This window comes from Helicobacter pylori (genome assembly GCF_014498195.1).
GTDB classification, from domain to species: Bacteria; Campylobacterota; Campylobacteria; order Campylobacterales; family Helicobacteraceae; genus Helicobacter; species Helicobacter pylori_DO.
This window is the reverse complement of record NZ_JACTGH010000002.1, coordinates 100,680-118,339: the sequence shown is the minus strand read 5'-3', so window position 1 is coordinate 118,339 and position 17,660 is coordinate 100,680. Positions and strand designations below refer to the sequence as shown.

The 17,660-nt window shown below is 38.7% G+C and carries 22 protein-coding genes; 8 read left to right on the top strand and 14 right to left on the bottom strand.

Annotation, left to right across the window (positions count from 1 at the left end; all coding sequences use genetic code 11):
• The first annotated feature begins 7 nt into the window (after positions 1 to 7).
• The 6 genes from H7N67_RS01695 (at position 8) to H7N67_RS01670 (ending at position 4,912) form a co-directional block, all read left to right on the top strand.
• Complete coding sequence (locus tag H7N67_RS01695; RefSeq protein WP_187938843.1) at positions 8 to 271, top strand: hypothetical protein; 264 nt, start codon at positions 8 to 10, stop codon at positions 269 to 271.
• Entirely contained in the window at positions 262 to 756 is a 495-nt protein-coding gene (locus tag H7N67_RS01690; RefSeq protein ID WP_187938866.1) for a CiaD-like domain-containing protein, read from the top strand. Before H7N67_RS01695 ends, H7N67_RS01690 begins: the two co-directional genes overlap by 10 nt.
• Before the next feature lie 406 nt (positions 757 to 1,162).
• Complete coding sequence (gene arsR / locus H7N67_RS01685; RefSeq protein ID WP_000573699.1) at positions 1,163 to 1,840, top strand: acid response regulator transcription factor ArsR; 678 nt, start codon at positions 1,163 to 1,165, stop codon at positions 1,838 to 1,840.
• Positions 1,841 to 1,863: 23 nt separating this feature from the next.
• Positions 1,864 to 3,195 (top strand): acid-sensing histidine kinase ArsS, encoded by a 1,332-nt coding sequence (gene arsS / locus H7N67_RS01680; protein ID WP_187938842.1) that lies wholly within the window; start codon positions 1,864 to 1,866, stop codon positions 3,193 to 3,195.
• 22 nt (positions 3,196 to 3,217) lie between these two features.
• Complete coding sequence (hemB, locus tag H7N67_RS01675) at positions 3,218 to 4,189, top strand: porphobilinogen synthase (protein ID WP_187938841.1); 972 nt, start codon at positions 3,218 to 3,220, stop codon at positions 4,187 to 4,189.
• Positions 4,190 to 4,912, top strand: a complete 723-nt coding sequence (locus tag H7N67_RS01670) for a YebC/PmpR family DNA-binding transcriptional regulator (protein ID WP_000532111.1) — start codon at positions 4,190 to 4,192, stop codon at positions 4,910 to 4,912. It begins immediately after the preceding gene.
• A gap of 779 nt (positions 4,913 to 5,691) precedes the next feature.
• Here the strand turns inward: H7N67_RS01670 and hcpD are convergent.
• Positions 5,692 to 6,588: a Sel1-like repeat protein HcpD gene (hcpD, locus tag H7N67_RS01665; protein WP_187938840.1), complete on the bottom strand. Its 897-nt coding sequence runs from the start codon at positions 6,586 to 6,588 to the stop codon at positions 5,692 to 5,694.
• A 153-nt stretch (positions 6,589 to 6,741) separates the two neighbouring features.
• Here hcpD and rfaJ point away from each other — a divergent pair, with 153 nt between their 5' ends.
• Positions 6,742 to 7,845 carry an HP0159 family lipopolysaccharide 1,6-glucosyltransferase gene (rfaJ, locus tag H7N67_RS01660; RefSeq protein WP_187938839.1) on the top strand — a complete coding sequence of 368 codons (1,104 nt, stop codon included), beginning with the start codon at positions 6,742 to 6,744 and terminating at the stop codon, positions 7,843 to 7,845.
• On the opposite strand, the gene H7N67_RS01655 is transcribed toward rfaJ, so the two are convergent.
• The 6 genes from H7N67_RS01655 to recA are packed head-to-tail and all read right to left on the bottom strand — an operon-like array spanning position 7,842 to position 12,530.
• Positions 7,842 to 8,798: a PDC sensor domain-containing protein gene (locus tag H7N67_RS01655; RefSeq protein ID WP_000952270.1), complete on the bottom strand. Its 957-nt coding sequence runs from the start codon at positions 8,796 to 8,798 to the stop codon at positions 7,842 to 7,844. The genes rfaJ and H7N67_RS01655 overlap by 4 nt on opposite strands.
• 21 nt (positions 8,799 to 8,819) lie before the next feature.
• A complete protein-coding gene (locus H7N67_RS01650; RefSeq protein ID WP_187938838.1) occupies positions 8,820 to 9,308 on the bottom strand; it encodes a shikimate kinase in 489 nt (162 codons plus the stop codon).
• 4 nt (positions 9,309 to 9,312) lie between these two features.
• On the bottom strand, positions 9,313 to 9,909 hold the full coding sequence (locus tag H7N67_RS01645; RefSeq protein ID WP_187938865.1) for an AMIN domain-containing protein: 597 nt from the start codon (positions 9,907 to 9,909) through the stop codon (positions 9,313 to 9,315).
• 16 nt (positions 9,910 to 9,925) lie between these two features.
• Positions 9,926 to 10,201, bottom strand: coding sequence for a hypothetical protein (locus H7N67_RS01640; protein ID WP_187938864.1), 276 nt, complete (start codon positions 10,199 to 10,201; stop codon positions 9,926 to 9,928).
• A complete protein-coding gene (gene eno / locus H7N67_RS01635; protein WP_187938837.1) occupies positions 10,194 to 11,474 on the bottom strand; it encodes a phosphopyruvate hydratase in 1,281 nt (426 codons plus the stop codon). Before eno ends, H7N67_RS01640 begins: the two co-directional genes overlap by 8 nt.
• Before the next feature lie 12 nt (positions 11,475 to 11,486).
• Positions 11,487 to 12,530 (bottom strand): recombinase RecA, encoded by a 1,044-nt coding sequence (recA, locus tag H7N67_RS01630; RefSeq protein ID WP_000952111.1) that lies wholly within the window; start codon positions 12,528 to 12,530, stop codon positions 11,487 to 11,489.
• Between the two features lie 98 nt (positions 12,531 to 12,628).
• Between recA and H7N67_RS01625 the strand changes: the two genes are divergently transcribed.
• Positions 12,629 to 13,492: a menaquinone biosynthesis family protein gene (locus H7N67_RS01625; protein WP_187938836.1), complete on the top strand. Its 864-nt coding sequence runs from the start codon at positions 12,629 to 12,631 to the stop codon at positions 13,490 to 13,492.
• Here H7N67_RS01625 and H7N67_RS01620 read toward each other — a convergent pair.
• The 7 genes from H7N67_RS01620 to ccoO form a co-directional block, all read right to left on the bottom strand.
• Complete coding sequence (locus H7N67_RS01620; protein ID WP_187938835.1) at positions 13,489 to 14,256, bottom strand: hypothetical protein; 768 nt, start codon at positions 14,254 to 14,256, stop codon at positions 13,489 to 13,491. The genes H7N67_RS01625 and H7N67_RS01620 overlap by 4 nt on opposite strands.
• A gap of 89 nt (positions 14,257 to 14,345) precedes the next feature.
• The gene (locus H7N67_RS01615; RefSeq protein ID WP_097683457.1) at positions 14,346 to 14,927 is read right to left on the bottom strand and encodes a hypothetical protein; all 582 of its coding nucleotides are present in this window, start codon (positions 14,925 to 14,927) and stop codon (positions 14,346 to 14,348) included.
• Between the two features lie 12 nt (positions 14,928 to 14,939).
• Positions 14,940 to 15,527: a hypothetical protein gene (locus H7N67_RS01610; RefSeq protein WP_187938834.1), complete on the bottom strand. Its 588-nt coding sequence runs from the start codon at positions 15,525 to 15,527 to the stop codon at positions 14,940 to 14,942.
• A 100-nt stretch (positions 15,528 to 15,627) separates the two neighbouring features.
• Positions 15,628 to 15,834 carry a DUF4006 family protein gene (locus tag H7N67_RS01605; protein WP_079353113.1) on the bottom strand — a complete coding sequence of 69 codons (207 nt, stop codon included), beginning with the start codon at positions 15,832 to 15,834 and terminating at the stop codon, positions 15,628 to 15,630.
• Positions 15,835 to 15,844: 10 nt separating this feature from the next.
• A complete protein-coding gene (gene ccoP, locus H7N67_RS01600) occupies positions 15,845 to 16,723 on the bottom strand; it encodes a cytochrome-c oxidase, cbb3-type subunit III (protein ID WP_000346888.1) in 879 nt (292 codons plus the stop codon).
• A 1-nt stretch (position 16,724) separates the two neighbouring features.
• Positions 16,725 to 16,943, bottom strand: coding sequence for a cytochrome c oxidase, cbb3-type, CcoQ subunit (locus tag H7N67_RS01595; protein ID WP_001879413.1), 219 nt, complete (start codon positions 16,941 to 16,943; stop codon positions 16,725 to 16,727).
• A 10-nt stretch (positions 16,944 to 16,953) separates the two neighbouring features.
• Positions 16,954 to 17,652, bottom strand: a complete 699-nt coding sequence (gene ccoO / locus H7N67_RS01590; protein WP_108347590.1) for a cytochrome-c oxidase, cbb3-type subunit II — start codon at positions 17,650 to 17,652, stop codon at positions 16,954 to 16,956.
• Between the last annotated feature and the right edge of the window lie 8 nt (positions 17,653 to 17,660).

The following is a 17,660-nucleotide window of genomic DNA, read 5'->3' as shown; positions in this document are numbered from 1 at the left end:
GAAACGCATGCCCTTAGAAACGATCACGCTCGCTAGTATTTATGAAGAACAAGGGTTTTTTGAAGAAGCGTTGCAAATTTATATTAATATTTTAAAAAAAACCCCTGACCATGCAGAGGCGTTAAAGCAAATAGAACGCTTGGAAAAAATCCAAAAAAATTGCGCTCCTTTCAAACACGATGCATTGTTAGAGCGGCACTATTTAAATTTTATCAAAGGGGATCGTTTGAGCGTTGAGAATTTAGAAAAATGGCTGGTAGAATGGAATTGAAAAACATTATTTCAGAAACCCTTAATGAAATTGAAAAAATGGCTAAAACGATTGATAATGGCTTTGATGTGGTGCAAAAAACGCCCTCTTTTTTCAAAACGCCCCCTTATTTGCAAAACACCCCAAACCCTCAAAACACCCCTTTAGAGCCAAAAAACGCTACTAAAATAGAAACCCAAGAAAAAATCACAGAAAAAATCACAGAAAAAATCACAGAAGAAAATACAGAAGAAAAAGAAGAAGAAACAAAAGGAATCATTATAGAAGAAATCACGCTAGAAAACCCTAAGCAAGCGCCAATTTCAAGCGAGCGGGTTTTTTTAAAAAACTTACTAGAAAGAACTTTAGTGTTATTGAAGGGCATGCAGGCTTTAGAAGAAAAAGAAGCGCTGAAGCGTTTGGATTTAGTGGCGCGTTTCTTGCAATACCAATTGAGCGTGCTTGAAAAACGATTGGAATCTTTGGAGCTAGAAAACACAAAGTAGCATGCAAAAATAAAGTTTTGTTTTAATTAAATACTGACGCTGAAATTTTATTTTAATTTTAAAAAATGGGGGTTTAGTTACTTTATTTTAAGCTCATTTCCTTAAGGGAATAGGGGTATTTTGAAATCATTCTCCCCCTTTTAACCCCCCCTAAAATAAGAAATTGTCGCTTGCTTATGCAGGCTCTTTTGAGGGTAAAAAACACTCAAAGCGCTTTTTAATTTTCAATATTCCATGAAAACAAAGCCTTAATTCCATTAATAACTATGATAATGTTTTGAATTTTTATTTTTAAGATATTTTCAAGGTATCTTTAATAATAAAATGCTAGAATTAGTCCCTTAAAACACTAACAAAGTTAATCGTTTTTAAAGTTGCAAAAATCATTGAAGGAGTTAATTGAAGTATGATAGAAGTTTTAATGATAGAAGATGATATAGAATTAGCCGAGTTTTTGAGCGAGTTTTTGCTCCAACATGGCATTCATGTAACCAATTACGATGAGCCATATACCGGCATTAGTGCGGCTAACACACAAAATTATGATTTGTTGTTATTGGATTTAACTTTGCCCAATTTAGACGGGCTTGAAGTGTGTAAGCGCATCTCCAAACAAAAACATATCCCTATTATTATTTCTTCAGCAAGAAGCGATGTGGAAGATAAGATTAAAGCGCTAGATTATGGGGCTGATGATTACCTCCCTAAACCCTATGATCCTAAGGAATTATTGGCTCGTATCCAATCCTTACTCAGGCGTTCCCATAAAAAAGAAGAAGTGAGTGAGCCAGGCGATGCGAATATCTTTAGGGTGGATAAGGATAGCCGAGAAGTGTATATGCATGAAAAAAAGCTAGACTTAACTAGGGCTGAATATGAAATCCTTTCGCTTCTCATTAGCAAAAAAGGTTATGTGTTTAGCCGTGAAAGCATTGCGATTGAGAGCGAGAGCATCAACCCTGAAAGCTCTAATAAAAGCATTGATGTGATCATTGGCCGTTTGCGATCCAAGATTGAAAAAAATCCTAAGCAACCGCAATACATCATCTCTGTTAGAGGGATTGGTTATAAATTAGAATACTGATTCTAATAAGGAGTTAAGGGGTTTTGCGTTTCTCTATCTTTTTTAAAGTTGTCGCTTTATTTATGATAACGCTCTTTAGTTTTGGAGCGTTCGCTTACTATTTCGTGTCTTCTCAAATCAGTCACGAAAACTATCAAAACGAAATGCGCCATTATCAGTTTGTTACCACTATCAATGAAATTTTAAATAACTACTCTGATTATAGAGCCATAGAAGATTACCTCTATAAAATTGGTTTTAGAGAAACCACGATAGAAAATTTAGAAAAGGTTTTAGCCAAAAGACGCCACCAGTTGCACCACAGAAATATTGGGTATGCTGAAGTGTTTAAATTCAGCGACATGGTTTTCATCCTTTTAAAAAAAGATGAGCATTTTGTGCTTTATAAAGATTTGCATTCGGTTTCTTACAGGAACTATTTCTTAGCCATTACGGTGGGTTTATTGTTGATTTTATTCCTCTTTTTATTTGTTTTGCAGAGTTTATTGCCCTTAAGAGAGTTAAGATCCCAAGTGAAACGCTTCGCTCAAGGGGATAAAAGCGTGAGTTGTAAAAGCAAGCAAAAAGATGAAATAGGGGATTTGGCTAACGAATTTGACAATTGCATCCAAAAAATCAATGCGATGAATGAATCTCGGGTTTTATTTTTGCGCTCTATCATGCATGAATTACGCACCCCTATCACTAAGGGCAAGATACTAAGCTCTATGCTCAAAGAAGAATTGCCACAAAAACGCTTCATTTCCATTTTTGATCACCTAAACACGCTGATTGAGCAATTTGCCCGCATTGAGCAGCTCGCTTCCAAAAATTATGGGAGCAATAAAGAAAAATTTTTAATGAGCGATTTGATAGATAAGATTGAAAAAATGCTTTTAATTGATGAGGATAAAAAAAGCCCTATCCATGTATCCTCTTCAAATTACATTATTGAAGCGGATTTTGAATTGTTTTCTATAGCGTTAAAAAACATGGTAGATAATGCGATCAAATACAGCGATGACAAACAGGTGTTTTTGGATTTCATAGGAAATAATTTGGTGGTGTCCAATAAAAGCGAACCTTTAAAAGAGGATTTTGAAAAGTATTTGCAACCTTACTTTAAATCTTCTAACCCCAGCCAAGCCCATGGTTTTGGGCTAGGCATGTATATCATTAAAAACGCTTTAGAGACTATGGGATTGAATTTGAGCTATCATTACAGCAATGGAAGAGTTTGTTTCACTATCCATGATTGCGTTTTTAATAGTTTTTACGATTTAGAAGAAGATGATGAAGAGCTACCCCCCCCCCCCCGAAAATTTGAAAGAGGTGAGCGCAATGATGGGGATAGAAAAAGCCAATTGTGGGGTTAAAGAAAAACAATAAAGAGAGAACATGTTCAAACGATTGAGAAGATTACGAAGCAGCGAAAACTTAAGGGCAATGATAAGAGAAACGCGCCTAAATATTGATGATTTCATCGCTCCCTTATTTGTCATAGAAAGCGATAGTTATATTAAAAATGAAATCAGTTCCATGCCTGGCGTGTATCAAATGAGTATCGAGCCTCTTTTAAAAGAATGCGAAGAATTAGTGGATCTTGGTATAAAAGCCGTTTTATTGTTTGGCATTCCTAAACATAAGGACGCTACAGGAAGCCATGCGTTAAATAAGGATCACATTGTCGCAAAAGCCACCAAAGAGGTTAAAAAACGATTTAAGGATTTAATCGTTATAGCGGATTTGTGTTTTTGTGAATACACCGACCATGGGCATTGCGGGATTTTAGAAAACGATTCTGTGTCTAACGATAAAACGCTAGAGATTTTAAATCTTCAAGGGCTTATTTTAGCTGAAAGCGGCGTGGATATTCTAGCCCCAAGCAACATGATGGATGGGAATGTTTTAAGCTTGAGAAAAGCGCTAGATAAGGCCGGGTATTTTCATACGCCCATCATGAGCTATTCCACTAAATTTGCGAGCAGCTATTATGGGCCTTTTAGAGATGTAGCCAATTCTGCACCGAGTTTTGGCGATCGCAAAAGCTATCAAATGGATTACGCTAACCAAAAAGAAGCGCTTTTAGAAAGCTTGGAAGATGAAAAGCAGGGCGCAGATATTTTAATGGTGAAACCGGCTTTAGCGTATTTGGATATTGTTAAAGAAATTAGAGATCACACTTTGCTCCCTTTAGCGCTCTATAACGTGAGTGGGGAATACGCCATGCTCAAACTCGCGCAAAAACACAACCTGATCAACTATGAAAGCGTTCTGTTAGAAACGATGACTTGTTTTAAAAGAGCGGGAGCGGATATGATTATTAGCTATCATGCTAAAGAAGTGGCTAACTTATTACAAAGGAATTGAATGGGAAGAGCGTTTGAATACAGAAGAGCGGCTAAAGAAAAACGATGGGATAAGATGAGTAAGGTTTTCCCCAAGCTCGCTAAAGCGATCACTCTAGCGGCAAAAGATGGCGGGAGCGAGCCGGACACGAACGCCAAACTGCGAACAGCGATTTTAAACGCTAAAGCGCAAAACATGCCTAAAGACAACATTGATGCAGCGATTAAAAGAGCGAGCAGTAAAGAGGGGAATTTGAGCGAAATCACTTATGAGGGTAAGGCGAATTTTGGCGTGCTAATCATCATGGAATGCATGACTGATAACCCCACTAGAACCATTGCCAACCTTAAAAGCTATTTCAATAAAACGCAAGGGGCGAGCATCGTGCCTAATGGCTCTTTAGAGTTTATGTTTAATAGAAAAAGCGTGTTTGAATGCTTGAAAAGTGAAGTGGAAAATTTAAAACTCAGCCTAGAAGATTTAGAGTTCGCCCTCATTGATTATGGCTTGGAAGAATTAGAAGAAGTAGGAGACAAGATCATTATTAGAGGGGATTATAACAGCTTCAAGCTCTTAAATGAGGGGTTTGAAAGCTTGAAATTACCCATTTTAAAAGCGGGTTTGCAACGCATCGCCACAACGCCCATTGAATTGAATGACGAACAAATGGAGCTTACCGAAAAGTTACTGGACAGGATTGAAGACGATGATGATGTGGTCGCGCTTTATACGAATATTGAGTGAAATACAAAAAGGCTCAAAGTATTTTTTAAAACCACCCAAGCAAGAAATCCTAAACATCTTTAGCGTTTGGGATGAATGCCGCTAATTTGTTATAACACCCCCATGCATTCGTATCTAGCGCAGGAAGCGCTCAAAGTTACGCCTTTATAAGATATGATGCGTGAAAGCTGTAGGGGATGCGTTGGAGATCAAACTCTGTAAAATCCATTAGGGACACAGAGCGAGAAACTCTCCCCCAACACTAGGAAGCCCAATCGTCTTTAGCGTTTGAACACTTCACCAATGAAAACCGACAAAAAATTTTGTTGCTATAAGCTTGTAAAATCCTATAAAGAGTTATAAAACTCCTTTTTATTGGATTTTAACCTTATTTTGATTGAATAAAGGTTTTTGTTTTGTTCAAATATGAAAGCTTTATTCAATATTCTTTTTTAAAAACTTGTTTTTTAAGCTTTTTTTATGGTTAATTCTTATTTTGTGGTAAAGTTATTTTTTAAAGCGGATAGGGGGATTTTGAAGTAACGCCCCCTTTAACCCCATTAAACCCCCTAAAGAAGCGCTTTAAAAAATTATCGCTTGTGTCTTGTGTGAGCTTTTTTATATTTGTTTTAAAATGCCTTTGAGTGTTTTTATTATCAATATGAGAACAAATCCAAACCCTATTTGCAGATTTTTAGTCTCAATACCCATCAATAGAGAAGATTAATCCCTATTTGATAATAGGAGAGTAGAAAGATTTCTATAAGACGAATCTCAACGATTAGCTCTTAAACTTTAGCTTATTGCGTATCATCTTGCAAATTATCAGACTTCTTGCCAACCACTTCTTCTAACACTTTACAACTACCGCTAAAGCCTAGAGTGCAACCTTTCTTGTAATATGAAATGGCTTTATCTAAATCCTTTGGAGCTCCCTTACCCGTGTAATACATCACAGCCACATTATGACAGCCGCTCCCCCTTTTTAAATAACAACCCTTTTTATAAAGATTCAAGGCTTGCTCTCCATTTTGCTTGACATCCATACCGACTTCATACATGTATCCCAAACTCACACAGCTCGCTCCGTCTTTTAAATGGCACCCTCTTTTAAAATTCGCAAAGGCTTTTTTCAAATCCTTCTGTACGCCTTTGGCGCTCCTATACATATACCCTACAAAGTTACAACTAATGCCATAATTCAAACTGCAAGCGTATTTAGAAAGAGAAAGGGCTTTGGCATAATTTTGCTTAACGCCCGTGCCATTAAAATACATAAAACCTAAACTCCCGCAGCTCACCCCACCCTTTAAGTGGCACCCTCTCCTATAATAATAGATAGCCTTTGGAAGGTTTTTTTGAACGCCATCGCCATCTTCATACATAGAGCCTAGACTCGCGCAAGCGAGATGATTCCTTAAATTACACCCTCTTCTGTAATAAAAAACGGCTTTTGGAATATTCTGATCCACGCCATCGCCATCTTCATACATAGAGCCCAAACTCGTGCAACCAACCCCCACCCTCAAATTACAGCTCCTCTTATAAAAAGCCACCGCTCTATGGTAATCCCCCCTCTTAAGGGCTTGATTAGCCATCTTAAAATATTTCTCACCGGTTGTAGCCACCAAATGACCAAAACAGCTTGCCATTAAAAACAAAATCAAAAACCACTTTTTAGTCCAACTCTTTATCATCTCATTCCTTACAAAACTAAGCCAAAACTCACACAAAGAAAAATCAGTAAAACCCTAATCTAATTGGTTATTATAGTATAATATTGTCAAAAAATAAATTCAACTTTTGGATTAAATTGATTTAAAAAACCTATTTTAGGGAAACAGCTTAAAATGAGTATTATTATTCCTATTGTCATCGCTTTTGACAATCATTATACCATGCCGGCTGGCGTGAGCTTGTATTCCATGCTGGCTTGCGCTAAAACAGAACACCATGATAAAAAACTTTTTTATAAAATCCACTGCCTGGTGGATAACTTGAGCCTTGAAAACCAACGCAAATTGAAAGAAACTCTAGCCCCCTTTAGCGCTTTTGCGAGCGTGGATTTTTTAGACATTTCAACCCCTAATCTTTACACCCCTTCAGTAGAACCTTTTGTGATTGATAAAATCAATGAAGCTTTTTTGCAACTCAATATTTACGCTAAGACTCGCTTTTCTAAAATGGTCATGTGCCGCTTGTTTTTGGCTTCTTTATTCTTGCAATACGACAAAATTATCATGTTTGATGCGGACACTTTGTTTTTGAATGATGTGAGCGAAAGTTTTTTTATCCCGCTAGATGGCTATTATTTTGGAGCGGCTAAAGATTTTTCTTCTCCTAAAAGCCCTAAACATTTTCAAATAGAGCGAGAAAAAGACCCTCGCCAAGCTTTTTCCCTTTATGAGCATTACTTGAATGAAAGCGATATGCAAACCATCTATGAAAGCAATTATAACGCCGGGTTTTTAATCGTGAATTTAAAGCTGTGGCGCGCCGATCGTTTAGAAGAGCGCTTACTCAATTTAACCCGTCAAAAAGGCCAGTGCGTGTTTTATCCTGAACAGGATCTTTTAACGCTCGCATGCTATCAAAAAGTTTTAATCTTGCCTTATATTTATAACACCCACCCTTTCATGGTCAATCAAAAACGCTTCATTCCTGACAAAAAAGAAATTGTCATGCTGCATTTTTATTTTGTAGGAAAACCTTGGATTTCACCCACTGCTTTATATTCTAAAGAATGGCATGAGATTCTTTTAAAAACCCCTTTTTATGCCGAATATTCCGTGAAATTCCTTAAACAAATGACAGAATTTTTAAGCCTTAAAGACAAACAAAAAACCTTTGAATTTCTTGCCCCCCTACTCAATCCAAAAACCCTTTTAGAATATGTCTTTTTTAGATTGAATAGGATTTTCAAACGCTTAAAAGAAAAATTTTTTAACTCTTAGCGTTCTCGTTTGGGCAACACGCTATAAGCGAATTTAACATAAATCGCTAAACTGATCAAAAGCACCGCCACACCAATAGCCAAATACACCGCATAAGTGATTTTATCCGGTTCGCTCACGCTGAATTTAAACACTAACATCAACGCTTCAATGGCTAATGCGATAATGATAGAGCCTAAAAACCTAATCATCGTGCGGTGGATCGCATGGTGGTTGTCCCCGCTATTTTTACCCAACACTTCCTCTTCAAAAATCGCCTTGACCAGATCAAAGGTGGCTAAGGCTAGGGTTAAAAGCACAATGGGGTGGAACACTTCTTTAATATCAAAACTGCTAAAATTGACAATCGCTGTCCAAAAGCTAGAAATGCATTTCACAAATAAAAGCAACGACACTAAAGTGAGCATGATAGAAATCATAAAATACATAACCATGCTCCCTTCGCTAAAGGTCCTGAAATACTTTGAAGGCGAGCTGATTTCAATCGCCACCCTTAAAGGAATCTGCAAGCACACCACAAACGCTAGATCGTTATTTTGATCATACACCGGGTAAGACGCGCTCACTACCAAATGGTTTCCTTTTTTAGAAGGATAGGGGTCCGTTAAAATGCAACGCTTTTCACTCACGGCTTGATAAAAATAATACTTATCGCTAAAGCTGGCATGCGATTCTAATTCAATCCCTTCTGTTAAATCATGCTCTAATATCCCTTCCTTATGCCCTTCCTCTTTAAGTTGGCTTGGCTTAAGAATTAGCATGCCCTTAGCGTCTAACACAAAAAAACTTTTTGCCATTTTGATTTCAGCGTGCATTTTTCTGATCTGTTTGTTTAAATAATCCAAAGTGATTTCAGGGAGGTGGTTGCGGATATTGTGCGAAAACAAATAGGTAAGATAAGCGTATAACTCGGTGCGGATCTTGGAATACTGGACAATGTCTCTACTTAACATCAAAAGGCCTTTAAAAAAAATTTATGCGATGAATTGTAGCACTTGTTTTAAAGAATTGTTTAAACCACCTCTGGCGTCAATGATAAAGGAGGCGTTTTTTTCATAGAGGGCTTGGCGTTTTTCAAAAAGTTCTTTGGCTTGAGTGAGATCATTCAAAAGGGGGCGTTTTTCCCTTTCTTTTTGATTCAAACGCTTAATCAAGGTCTCAAAATCAATCTTGAGATAAAAAGTTGTGCCTAAACCCTTAAGGTTATCATGCATCACAATGCCCCCACCGGTAGAAATGATATGGGGGGTTTTGATCGTTTTTAATTCATCAATCAAATTTTTTTCAAACATCCTGAAATTGTCTTCGCCAAGCTCTTCAAAAATCTCTCTCACGCTCAAGCCCACCCTCTCGCTAATGATCATATCCGTATCCAACACTTCTAATTTCAAAGCCAACCCCAATTCTTGCGCTAAAGAGCTTTTACCGCTCCCCATAAAACCGATTAAAACTAAATGCTGCATGCTTTTATTTCAATTTCAATTCATACGCCCCATTTTTTTCTTCCAAAAGATAGCGGTATTTCCCATCTAAAATGAGCGTGATGCGGTAATAATCTTTGTGCGTGCCGACTTTAATGTGAGAAAAAAACTTCTGGTTTAAATCCATGTTTTGATAAATATCCAAAGGGCCTTTTTGCGTGTCTAGCACGATTCTATAAGGATTGACCAGTACAAAAGAGCGCAAAACTTTATAAGGGGAGCGCAAAATCATCGTGTTGTTTGCCATTAAAAAATCAAAATCTTGGATCTGATAGCGTTTTTCAAAAGGGGTTTGATTAAGGGTATGTTGGGAAAGTTTTAAAGGGTAGTGCCAATCAATGCTTTTATCAATGCCCACGACTTTAGAATGGATAGAGCCATCAATATCCTGGTAAGTGAGCGTGATTTTTTTTAAGATCCTAGCGCTCGTGGGCAAATCCACATGGATTTCTTTGAGGTAGTCATCATAGATCCCGCTAAAGCCCCCTTGCAAATTCTTGGAATTGATTTCAGGCTCAAAAGGGTTATCTCTAGCCAATAAAACGCTTAAAACCGCCACCAAACCTATCATCTTTTTTAACACTACCATTTCCTTAAATCTAATCTCTAGGCCGTAATTCCCTCAATTCAAATAAACGCTTTTGCAAGCGCACATTCTTGCTTTGCAATTCGGTGATTTCTTGTTGCAATCGTTCATGCTTGTCCCTTAAATCCAAATAAACTTCTAAAGAAGAGCCCCCAAAAAGCAACTTCCCTAAATAATGCCCAAACCCAAGCAGTAAAAGGAAAAAGACAATAAGGGAGCTATGGCTATAGAAAAAATCTCGCGCTTTGTTGTCTTTGATTCCATCGTTTTCAAAAAGGCCGCTAGCCATGCTTAAACAACTCTTTGCCAATATAAATCCCCCCTTTTAATTCATGCTCAATCTCTAAAAGGCGGTTGTATTTGGCGATCCTTTCACTCCTTGCGGTGGATCCGGTTTTAATCTCTCCCGTATTCAATGCGACCGCAAAATCAGCGATAAAGCTGTCCTCACTCTCCCCGCTTCTATGGCTCATCACGCATTGATAGGCATGGTGTTTGGCTAATCTTATGGTCTCTAAAGTCTCACTAATGGTGCCGATTTGATTGGGTTTGATTAAAATGGCGTTCGCAATGTTTTTTTCAATGCCTTTTTGCAAGAGACTTGCGTTCGTTACAAACAAATCATCGCCCACTAACTGGATTTGATGCCCTAATTCCTTGCTTAAAAACGCCCAACCCTCCCAATCGTCTTCGCTCAAACCATCTTCAATGGACACGATCGGGTATTTTGCCACCAACCCTTTATAATAAGCCACTAATTCATGCGAATCTAAAATCTTATTTTCACCCTTTAAATGGTAATTGAAATGTTCATCCACCAATTCGCTGCTCGCTACATCTAAAGCGAGTGCTATTTCTTCGCCTAACTTATAGCCGGCTTTTTCAATGGCTTGAGAAATGACTTCAAGAGACTCTACATTGTTGTTAAAATTAGGTGCAAAACCCCCCTCATCGCCCACGCTTGTGAGCTGATTCTTTCCATCTAAAAGTTTTTTAAGCGTGTGATAGACTTCCGCGCTCGCTCTTAAGGCTTCTCTAAAACTTTCAAACCCTAAAGGCATGATCATGTATTCTTGAAAGTCTATGGAATTATTCGCATGCGTTCCGCCGTTGATGATATTGAGCATCGGCACCGGCAAAGTCAGAGCGTTAGCCCCCCCTAAATAGCGGTATAATGGCAGATTTAAAGCCTTCGCGCTAGCTCTTGCTAACGCCATAGAAACGCCCAAAACAGCGTTCGCCCCTAAATTAGCGTAATTAGGCGTGCCGTCTAAAGCCCTTAACCTCTCATCTACAAAGGTTTGATTGATCGCTTCAAGCCCTATTAAATGGTGTTTGATCACGCTATTGACATTCTCGCATGCCCTTAAAACCCCCTTACCCAAAAAACGGGTTTTGTCATTATCCCTTAATTCTAACGCTTCTCTTTTACCGGTGCTCGCCCCGCTAGGTACAATCGCGCTCGCCTTAGTGTTATCGCTTAAAATCACGCTGGCTTGAATGGTAGGATTGCCCCTACTATCCATCACTTCTAAAGCATGAACATCTTTAATAGTCAGCATCAAAATCCTTTTTTATTCCATTTCTTCTAAAGGCTCATCGGGTAAGGGCATGATCTCTTCATTAGAGCCAATACTCTCTTTAATCTTAAGAGTGATTTCATCCGCTAGGGCTTTGTCTTCTTTCAGTAAGGCTTTAGCGTTTTCTCTGCCTTGCCCTAGCTTTTTATCCTGGTAGCTAAGCCATGCCCCACTCTTATCCACGATGTCTAATTTCACGCCATAGTCAATGATTTCGCCCTCTTTAGAAATCCCTTCCCCAAACATGATGTCAAATTCCGCTTCTCTAAAAGGCGGAGCGACTTTATTTTTAACCACTTTGGCTTTAGCCCTGTTACCGATATGCTGTTCGTTTTGTTTGAGAGAGGCAATCCTTCTAATATCAATCCTAACGCTCGCATAGAATTTTAAAGCGTTACCTCCGGTTGTGGTCTCTGGACTCCCATAACCCATCATGCCAATCTTCATCCTGATTTGATTGATAAAGATTAAAGTAGTGTTCATCTTGTGCAAAACACCGGTGATTTTCCTTAACGCATGGCTCATAAGCCTTGCTTGCAAGCCCACATGCTGATCGCCCATATCCCCATCAATCTCTGCTTTAGGCGTAAGGGCCGCCACCGAATCCACCACCACTAAATCAATCCCTCCGCTTCTGGTGATCGTTTCTAAAATCTCTAAGGCTTCTTCGCCCGTGCTTGGTTGGGAAACGAGTAGATTTTCCGTATCCACGCCCAATCTCTTAGCATAATACACGTCTAGGGCATGTTCAGCGTCAATGAACGCGCACACGCCGCCATTTTTTTGGCATTCTGCAATAATATGTAAGCTTAGAGTGGTCTTCCCGCTTGACTCTGGCCCATAAATTTCAATGATCCTGCCCTTTGGAACGCCCCCAATCCCTAAAGCCAGATCCAACCCTAACGAGCCTGTAGAAATAGCGTCAATCTTTTCTACTTGCTTATCCCCAAGGCGCACCAACGCCCCCTTACCAAAAACCTTATCAATTTGTTTGATCGCTAAAGAAATCGCTTTTTGTTTGTCTTCATCTATTGCCATTAAATTACCTTATTGAATTTGATTTGTTTATTCTATCAAATCCTAGCCTAAAATCTATTATAATAAAAGGACTTACCCTATCACAAAAGGATTTTATTTTGATTAGTGTCGCTCATAGCCCTGATGCTGATGATATTTTCATGTATTATGCGATTAAGTTTGGCTGGATAGATTGCCCCATTAAAAACAAAACATTCCATAACATTGCCCTTGATATTGAAACCCTAAACCAAGAAGCTCTAAAAAACACTTATGATGTGAGTGCGATTAGTTTTGGGCTATACCCTAAAATTGCGAACGATTACGCCTTACTCCCCACAGCGACGAGCTTTGGGAATGGCTATGGGCCTAAATTAGTGAAAAAAAAGGGCGTGAAATTGAAAAAAGATTTTAGAGTCGCATTAAGCGGGGAGCACACCACAAACGCCCTCTTGTTTAAGATCTATTACAAACATGCACGCATCGCTTACATGAATTTTTTAGACATTGAAAAAGCGGTTTTGGAAGAAAAAGTGCATGCGGGTGTGCTCATCCATGAAAATATCTTGGATTTTCATAGTGAATTAGAAGTGGAAAAAGAATTGTGGGATGTTTGGAAAGAACTCATTGAAGTGGATTTGCCCCTGCCTTTAGGGGGCATGGCGATTAGGCGCTCTATCCCCTTGTATCGTGCGATTTTGATTAAAAAGGCTTTGATTAAAGCGGTTGAAGCCGCGCTAAAACACCAAAATTTGCTCTCTAGCATGCTGTTAGAGCGTTCGCTCATTCGTGTCAATAAAGAGTGCTTACGAACTTATTTAAGCTTGTATGCGAACGAAACTTCAACGCGCTTAAGCGAGATTCAAATTCTCGCCATAGACAAGCTTTTTGAATTGGGCTATCAGCATGGGTTTTATGCCAGTTTGTTAAAGACTAAAGATTGCTTGCTCACTGATGAATATTTGCAATACCGCTTTTCTTAATCCAATTCCAATTTACGCATAAGCAAGTAACGGATCACCCCATACAATAAAAGGATTTTTAAAAAATCCACCCCCCATAGAAGGTAGTATTTGTTTTCTTGTAATTCTTGTTGTTGCAAGAAATAATAAAACCCCTCATTGATGCTTAAACTAGAGCTCATTAAGGGCAGTAACGAATTGAACGCTAATTCCAAAACAACCCCCACCAAAATAAACAACAACCCCCCAAGTAAAAAACGCGCTTTTTTGATCCTAGTAGCGTTTAAAACGCTCAAAACAAATAAAAATTTCATTAAAACAAGCCCTAAAAACAGCGCGATACCTAGGGTTTTAGTGGGTTTTAACACAAAGGTTTTTAAAGCGGTGTGCAAGATAAACAGCACGCTGGATTGCGCGTTAAAAAGATAATAGCCCAAACGCACGCTCGCCACAAACCAGAACAAACTGAAGATAAAAAACACCATAGGGAGCAAGATTTTAGGGAGCAATAAAGACTCTAAACTAACGGGTAAAGAAAAGCTTAAAACCCCCCTTTTAGAAAAAAGCGCGTTGAGATTTTTGATCGCTCCCACACTGATTGCGACTAGTAAAAACGCCCCCAAGACAAAAAAGAGCGTGTAGCTTAGGGTGAGCATGGTCGTTTCTTCAGTGCCTTGAGAGGAAAAACAAACCGCTAAAATAGTGAGCGTGATTAAAAAATTCCCCACAACAACATTCCCTAATTGCCCCAAAGCATCATGTTTAAAAACTTTTAAAAAACCCATAGCCTTATTATATCCATTTGGATAGAAAATTCAGGCTTTTTTAATGATTGAGTGCCAATAAAAAACGCTAAAGGCATTTTTTAAACGCGCTACTTTAAAAAAGCCAGTTGCTCTAAAATCAATTCTTCTTTATTTTTAAAAATGAATTTAAAAAGGATCTTATAGCGCCCCATTTTATCGCTCTCTAACAAATCAAATTTTAAAGGCTCGCATGCGCTTCTACAATCAAGCGTCCCTAATAATCTGGGCTGTGATGGGCTGGGATAAAACGCTAAATACACTTGAATATTTGGCGAATCTAAAGCGGGTTTGAGCGGTTGCAATTGCGCATAAAGCGTGTTGGATTTTTCCAAAATCAAAGCGTTGCTTAAAAGGGTTTCTTGGAGTTTTTTATCCCCATGCGTGCCTTTAGAAAAATAGGGCAAAATGGGGGTTTTAGAGCCTTCTGCGAGAGGCTTTAAACCCACCAAAAAACGATAATTGGATTTAAAGTTTTCATAGGTTTTAAGCATAGCGTTAAAGTTTAAATCCACTTCGTTATGACCCTTGAAATACACTAAATCGTTTTTAGGCGAATTTTTTAGGGCAAACACCACCAAAAACACCACGATCCCAAGCCCAAAAATAAGCACGCTCATGATCCCTAAAGGCCAAAAGTTTTTTTCTTTCATTAATTTTCCCTCTTAAGATTTTTTAAAAAAATAAAGCCCCAAAAACGCGCCTAAAAGCGTCAATAACAAAATATAAACAGCCACCTTTACAAAAGTTACTCCCTTAGGAGCGTCAAAATTCTGCACGATATTCACATGATATTTTTCCGCTAAAGCATCTACTGCGACCGAATAGCCGTTAATGAGCATGGCTGAAATCCTTTGGGGCGTGTATTCTTTAGCATTTGTGGGGAGTAAGGGAGCGATTTTTTCAAAAAAGATTTTATCAGTGTCTAGCAAATCTTTAGGGTTAGCCACTAATTCTATTTTTTGAGCGTCATGGTAAAAAAAGAATACCACAAAAGGGGGTTTGAGCTGTTTTAAAAAGCCTTCTTGATACTTTTGGCGTTCCTTTTTATCCGCCAAAGCGATAGGATTTTTTTCAAAATCCGTCATATCAATCGCAAAACGCACGCCGGTTTTAAGATAAAGCTCTTTAGAAACGCCCTCCACAAACACAACGCTTTTTTCTACCAAACGCCCTTTAGAATTATTAAAAACATAGGACTCATTAGCCCCCAAACAACAAACAAAAGCTATTACAAGCCATAAGCCTTTCATGTGCTAAACAAAAACAAGTTAGGCACAAAAGAAATAACAATCGTCATTAAAATGGTCGCTACTACCATTAAGGCTAAGATTTTTTCTAAAGTCGTGAATTTCATTTTTTACTCCCTTGATTGACTAATTCATAATTAGCGTGGTTTTGGGTGCTTTTTGTCTCTAAAGCGTTAATATCCTTATAGCGGTAATAATTGGTGGCTTGCTCTTTTTGGATATGGATCGCTTTGAGCGTAAAAAAAACGGCCACACACAATAAAATAACCACAATCAGTAAATTCCCTGCTAATCCGTTTAAAAATTTCATCTCTTTTCCTTTAATCTTCTAAGGGTTTTAGCGATTGGATAAATTCGGCTAACGCTTTAACTTGCAAATCGCTAAAGTTTTTATACTTGAATGATGGCATATGCCCTATATTGCCCTTTTTGCCATGCGTTAAGATATTTCTCAAAAAATTCTCTGTGCCGTAAGCGGTCAAATCGGCCGCAAACACTTGATTTTCTTGCAAGCCCTTACCATCATTGCCATGACAGCCTGTGCAACCCATGCTTTCAAACAGCTCCTTGCCCTTATCAATGAGTTGAGGGTTTTTGGTTTTTTTAACGCTAGAAAGTTCTGCCATCACATAGCTTGCAATCGCTTTAGCGTCTTTTTCGTCCAATTCCATAGCGGGCATTTCCCCAGCGAGATAATCCATGCCCTTAGAGCCATGCTTAATGGTGTCCATAATGCCCTCTTCTTTACCCCAGCGCACCAGATTTTGAGCGCTCCCATGCAAGCCCTCAGCGGTGATGCCATGGCATTGCGAACAATGGACTAAAAAGATGCCTTGCCCCATATCCACCAATTCCTTTTGACCCAAATGCTTCCATTTGGCTTCAAATTTTTGGTTGTGCGCTTTAACCTCTTCATTGTATTGCCCGATTTGAGAAAAGCTATTCAGCGGATACCCAAAGAAAAAATACCAAAAAGCCCACACAATCGTGCACATAAAGCTTGCGATCCAGCCTACTGGCACATTATTGGCAAACTCCCCTATCCCATCAATCAAATGCCCATTTTCTACAAGCTCACCCTGAGATTTGCTGTCGCGCATTTCTTTAATGAGCGAACTGGATTCATAGATGGTTAAAACTAAGATCACAAGCGCTGCAATCAAGCCAAAAACATTTATATGGTCGTTTAAAAAATCCATTTCAACTTTCCTTTATGCCCTTATCATGAACTTTTTTATGGCGTGGTTCAATCAACTCATCTTCTAAAGCGTCATTTAACGCTAAATACCCGTATCGCTCATAATCCACGACGCCCTTTTTTTGCTTTCTATACATGCTAAAAATATAAGCGTACAAAAAGAGCGTAAAAAGAATGGTGAAAAACGCATACGCAAAACCTCTCAAACTTTCTAAATCCATCATTCACCCCTTATTTAGCGTTTTGATTGGCGTTGATCCTGGAATTACCCAAGCTATTCAAATAAGCGATCAAAGCCACGATTTCTAACACTTCACCTCTCTCAATCGCTTCTAGAACCCTCTTGTCTTTCATATCAGCTGTGATTTTTTTAGCTTCTTCTAAATAGGCTTTTTTCGCTTCTTCTGCATTCCCTAATTTCACGCCGTTTTCTGTGTCATAAGGCACGCCAAAAACCTTTTTTTGCGTCAAAGCTTCTGCATAAGCGGTGTCAAAGTCGCTCTTTTTGATGAATAAATGCTTGTAAGCTGGCATGATGCTGTGCGGCACAACGCTTTTAGGATCAAACATGTGCTTTTCATGCCAATCGGTTGTGCGATAATCCCCCACCCTGTGCAAATCAGGGCCAATCCTTTTAGATCCCCATAAAAATGGCCTGTCATACGCATATTCCCCGCTCAAACTATACGCACCATATCGATCCACCTCAGCTTGGAAAGGGCGAATAAGCTGGGAATGGCAATGATAACAACCTTCTTGGATATAAATTTGCCTCCCCGCTGTCTCTAAAACCGTATAAGGCCGTAAGCCTTCAATGGGGCGAGCGGATTTAAAAAAGTTGGGCAAAATCTCCACCAAGCCTGCAATCGCAAACACAAAAATAAACGCAAGAGTGAAAAAGAACGGGTTTTTCTCTAAAAAACTAAACATTTCCAACC

Bases quoted from the DNA above. Each gene is read 5' to 3' on its own strand.
- H7N67_RS01695 (WP_187938843.1), top strand. From the start codon at position 8: ATGCCCTTAGAAACGATCACGCTCGCTAGTATTTATGAAGAACAAGGG.
- H7N67_RS01690 (WP_187938866.1), top strand. From the start codon at position 262: ATGGAATTGAAAAACATTATTTCAGAAACCCTTAATGAAATTGAAAAA.
- arsR (WP_000573699.1), top strand. From the start codon at position 1,163: ATGATAGAAGTTTTAATGATAGAAGATGATATAGAATTAGCCGAGTTT.
- hemB (WP_187938841.1), top strand. From the start codon at position 3,218: ATGTTCAAACGATTGAGAAGATTACGAAGCAGCGAAAACTTAAGGGCA.
- H7N67_RS01670 (WP_000532111.1), top strand. From the start codon at position 4,190: ATGGGAAGAGCGTTTGAATACAGAAGAGCGGCTAAAGAAAAACGATGG.
- hcpD (WP_187938840.1), bottom strand. From the start codon at position 6,588: ATGATAAAGAGTTGGACTAAAAAGTGGTTTTTGATTTTGTTTTTAATG.
- rfaJ (WP_187938839.1), top strand. From the start codon at position 6,742: ATGAGTATTATTATTCCTATTGTCATCGCTTTTGACAATCATTATACC.
- H7N67_RS01655 (WP_000952270.1), bottom strand. From the start codon at position 8,798: ATGTTAAGTAGAGACATTGTCCAGTATTCCAAGATCCGCACCGAGTTA.
- H7N67_RS01650 (WP_187938838.1), bottom strand. From the start codon at position 9,308: ATGCAGCATTTAGTTTTAATCGGTTTTATGGGGAGCGGTAAAAGCTCT.
- H7N67_RS01640 (WP_187938864.1), bottom strand. From the start codon at position 10,201: ATGGCTAGCGGCCTTTTTGAAAACGATGGAATCAAAGACAACAAAGCG.
- eno (WP_187938837.1), bottom strand. From the start codon at position 11,474: ATGCTGACTATTAAAGATGTTCATGCTTTAGAAGTGATGGATAGTAGG.
- recA (WP_000952111.1), bottom strand. From the start codon at position 12,530: ATGGCAATAGATGAAGACAAACAAAAAGCGATTTCTTTAGCGATCAAA.
- H7N67_RS01620 (WP_187938835.1), bottom strand. From the start codon at position 14,256: ATGGGTTTTTTAAAAGTTTTTAAACATGATGCTTTGGGGCAATTAGGG.
- H7N67_RS01615 (WP_097683457.1), bottom strand. From the start codon at position 14,927: ATGAAAGAAAAAAACTTTTGGCCTTTAGGGATCATGAGCGTGCTTATT.
- H7N67_RS01610 (WP_187938834.1), bottom strand. From the start codon at position 15,527: ATGAAAGGCTTATGGCTTGTAATAGCTTTTGTTTGTTGTTTGGGGGCT.
- H7N67_RS01605 (WP_079353113.1), bottom strand. From the start codon at position 15,834: ATGAAATTTTTAAACGGATTAGCAGGGAATTTACTGATTGTGGTTATT.
- ccoP (WP_000346888.1), bottom strand. From the start codon at position 16,723: ATGGATTTTTTAAACGACCATATAAATGTTTTTGGCTTGATTGCAGCG.
- H7N67_RS01595 (WP_001879413.1), bottom strand. From the start codon at position 16,943: ATGGATTTAGAAAGTTTGAGAGGTTTTGCGTATGCGTTTTTCACCATT.
- ccoO (WP_108347590.1), bottom strand. From the start codon at position 17,652: ATGTTTAGTTTTTTAGAGAAAAACCCGTTCTTTTTCACTCTTGCGTTT.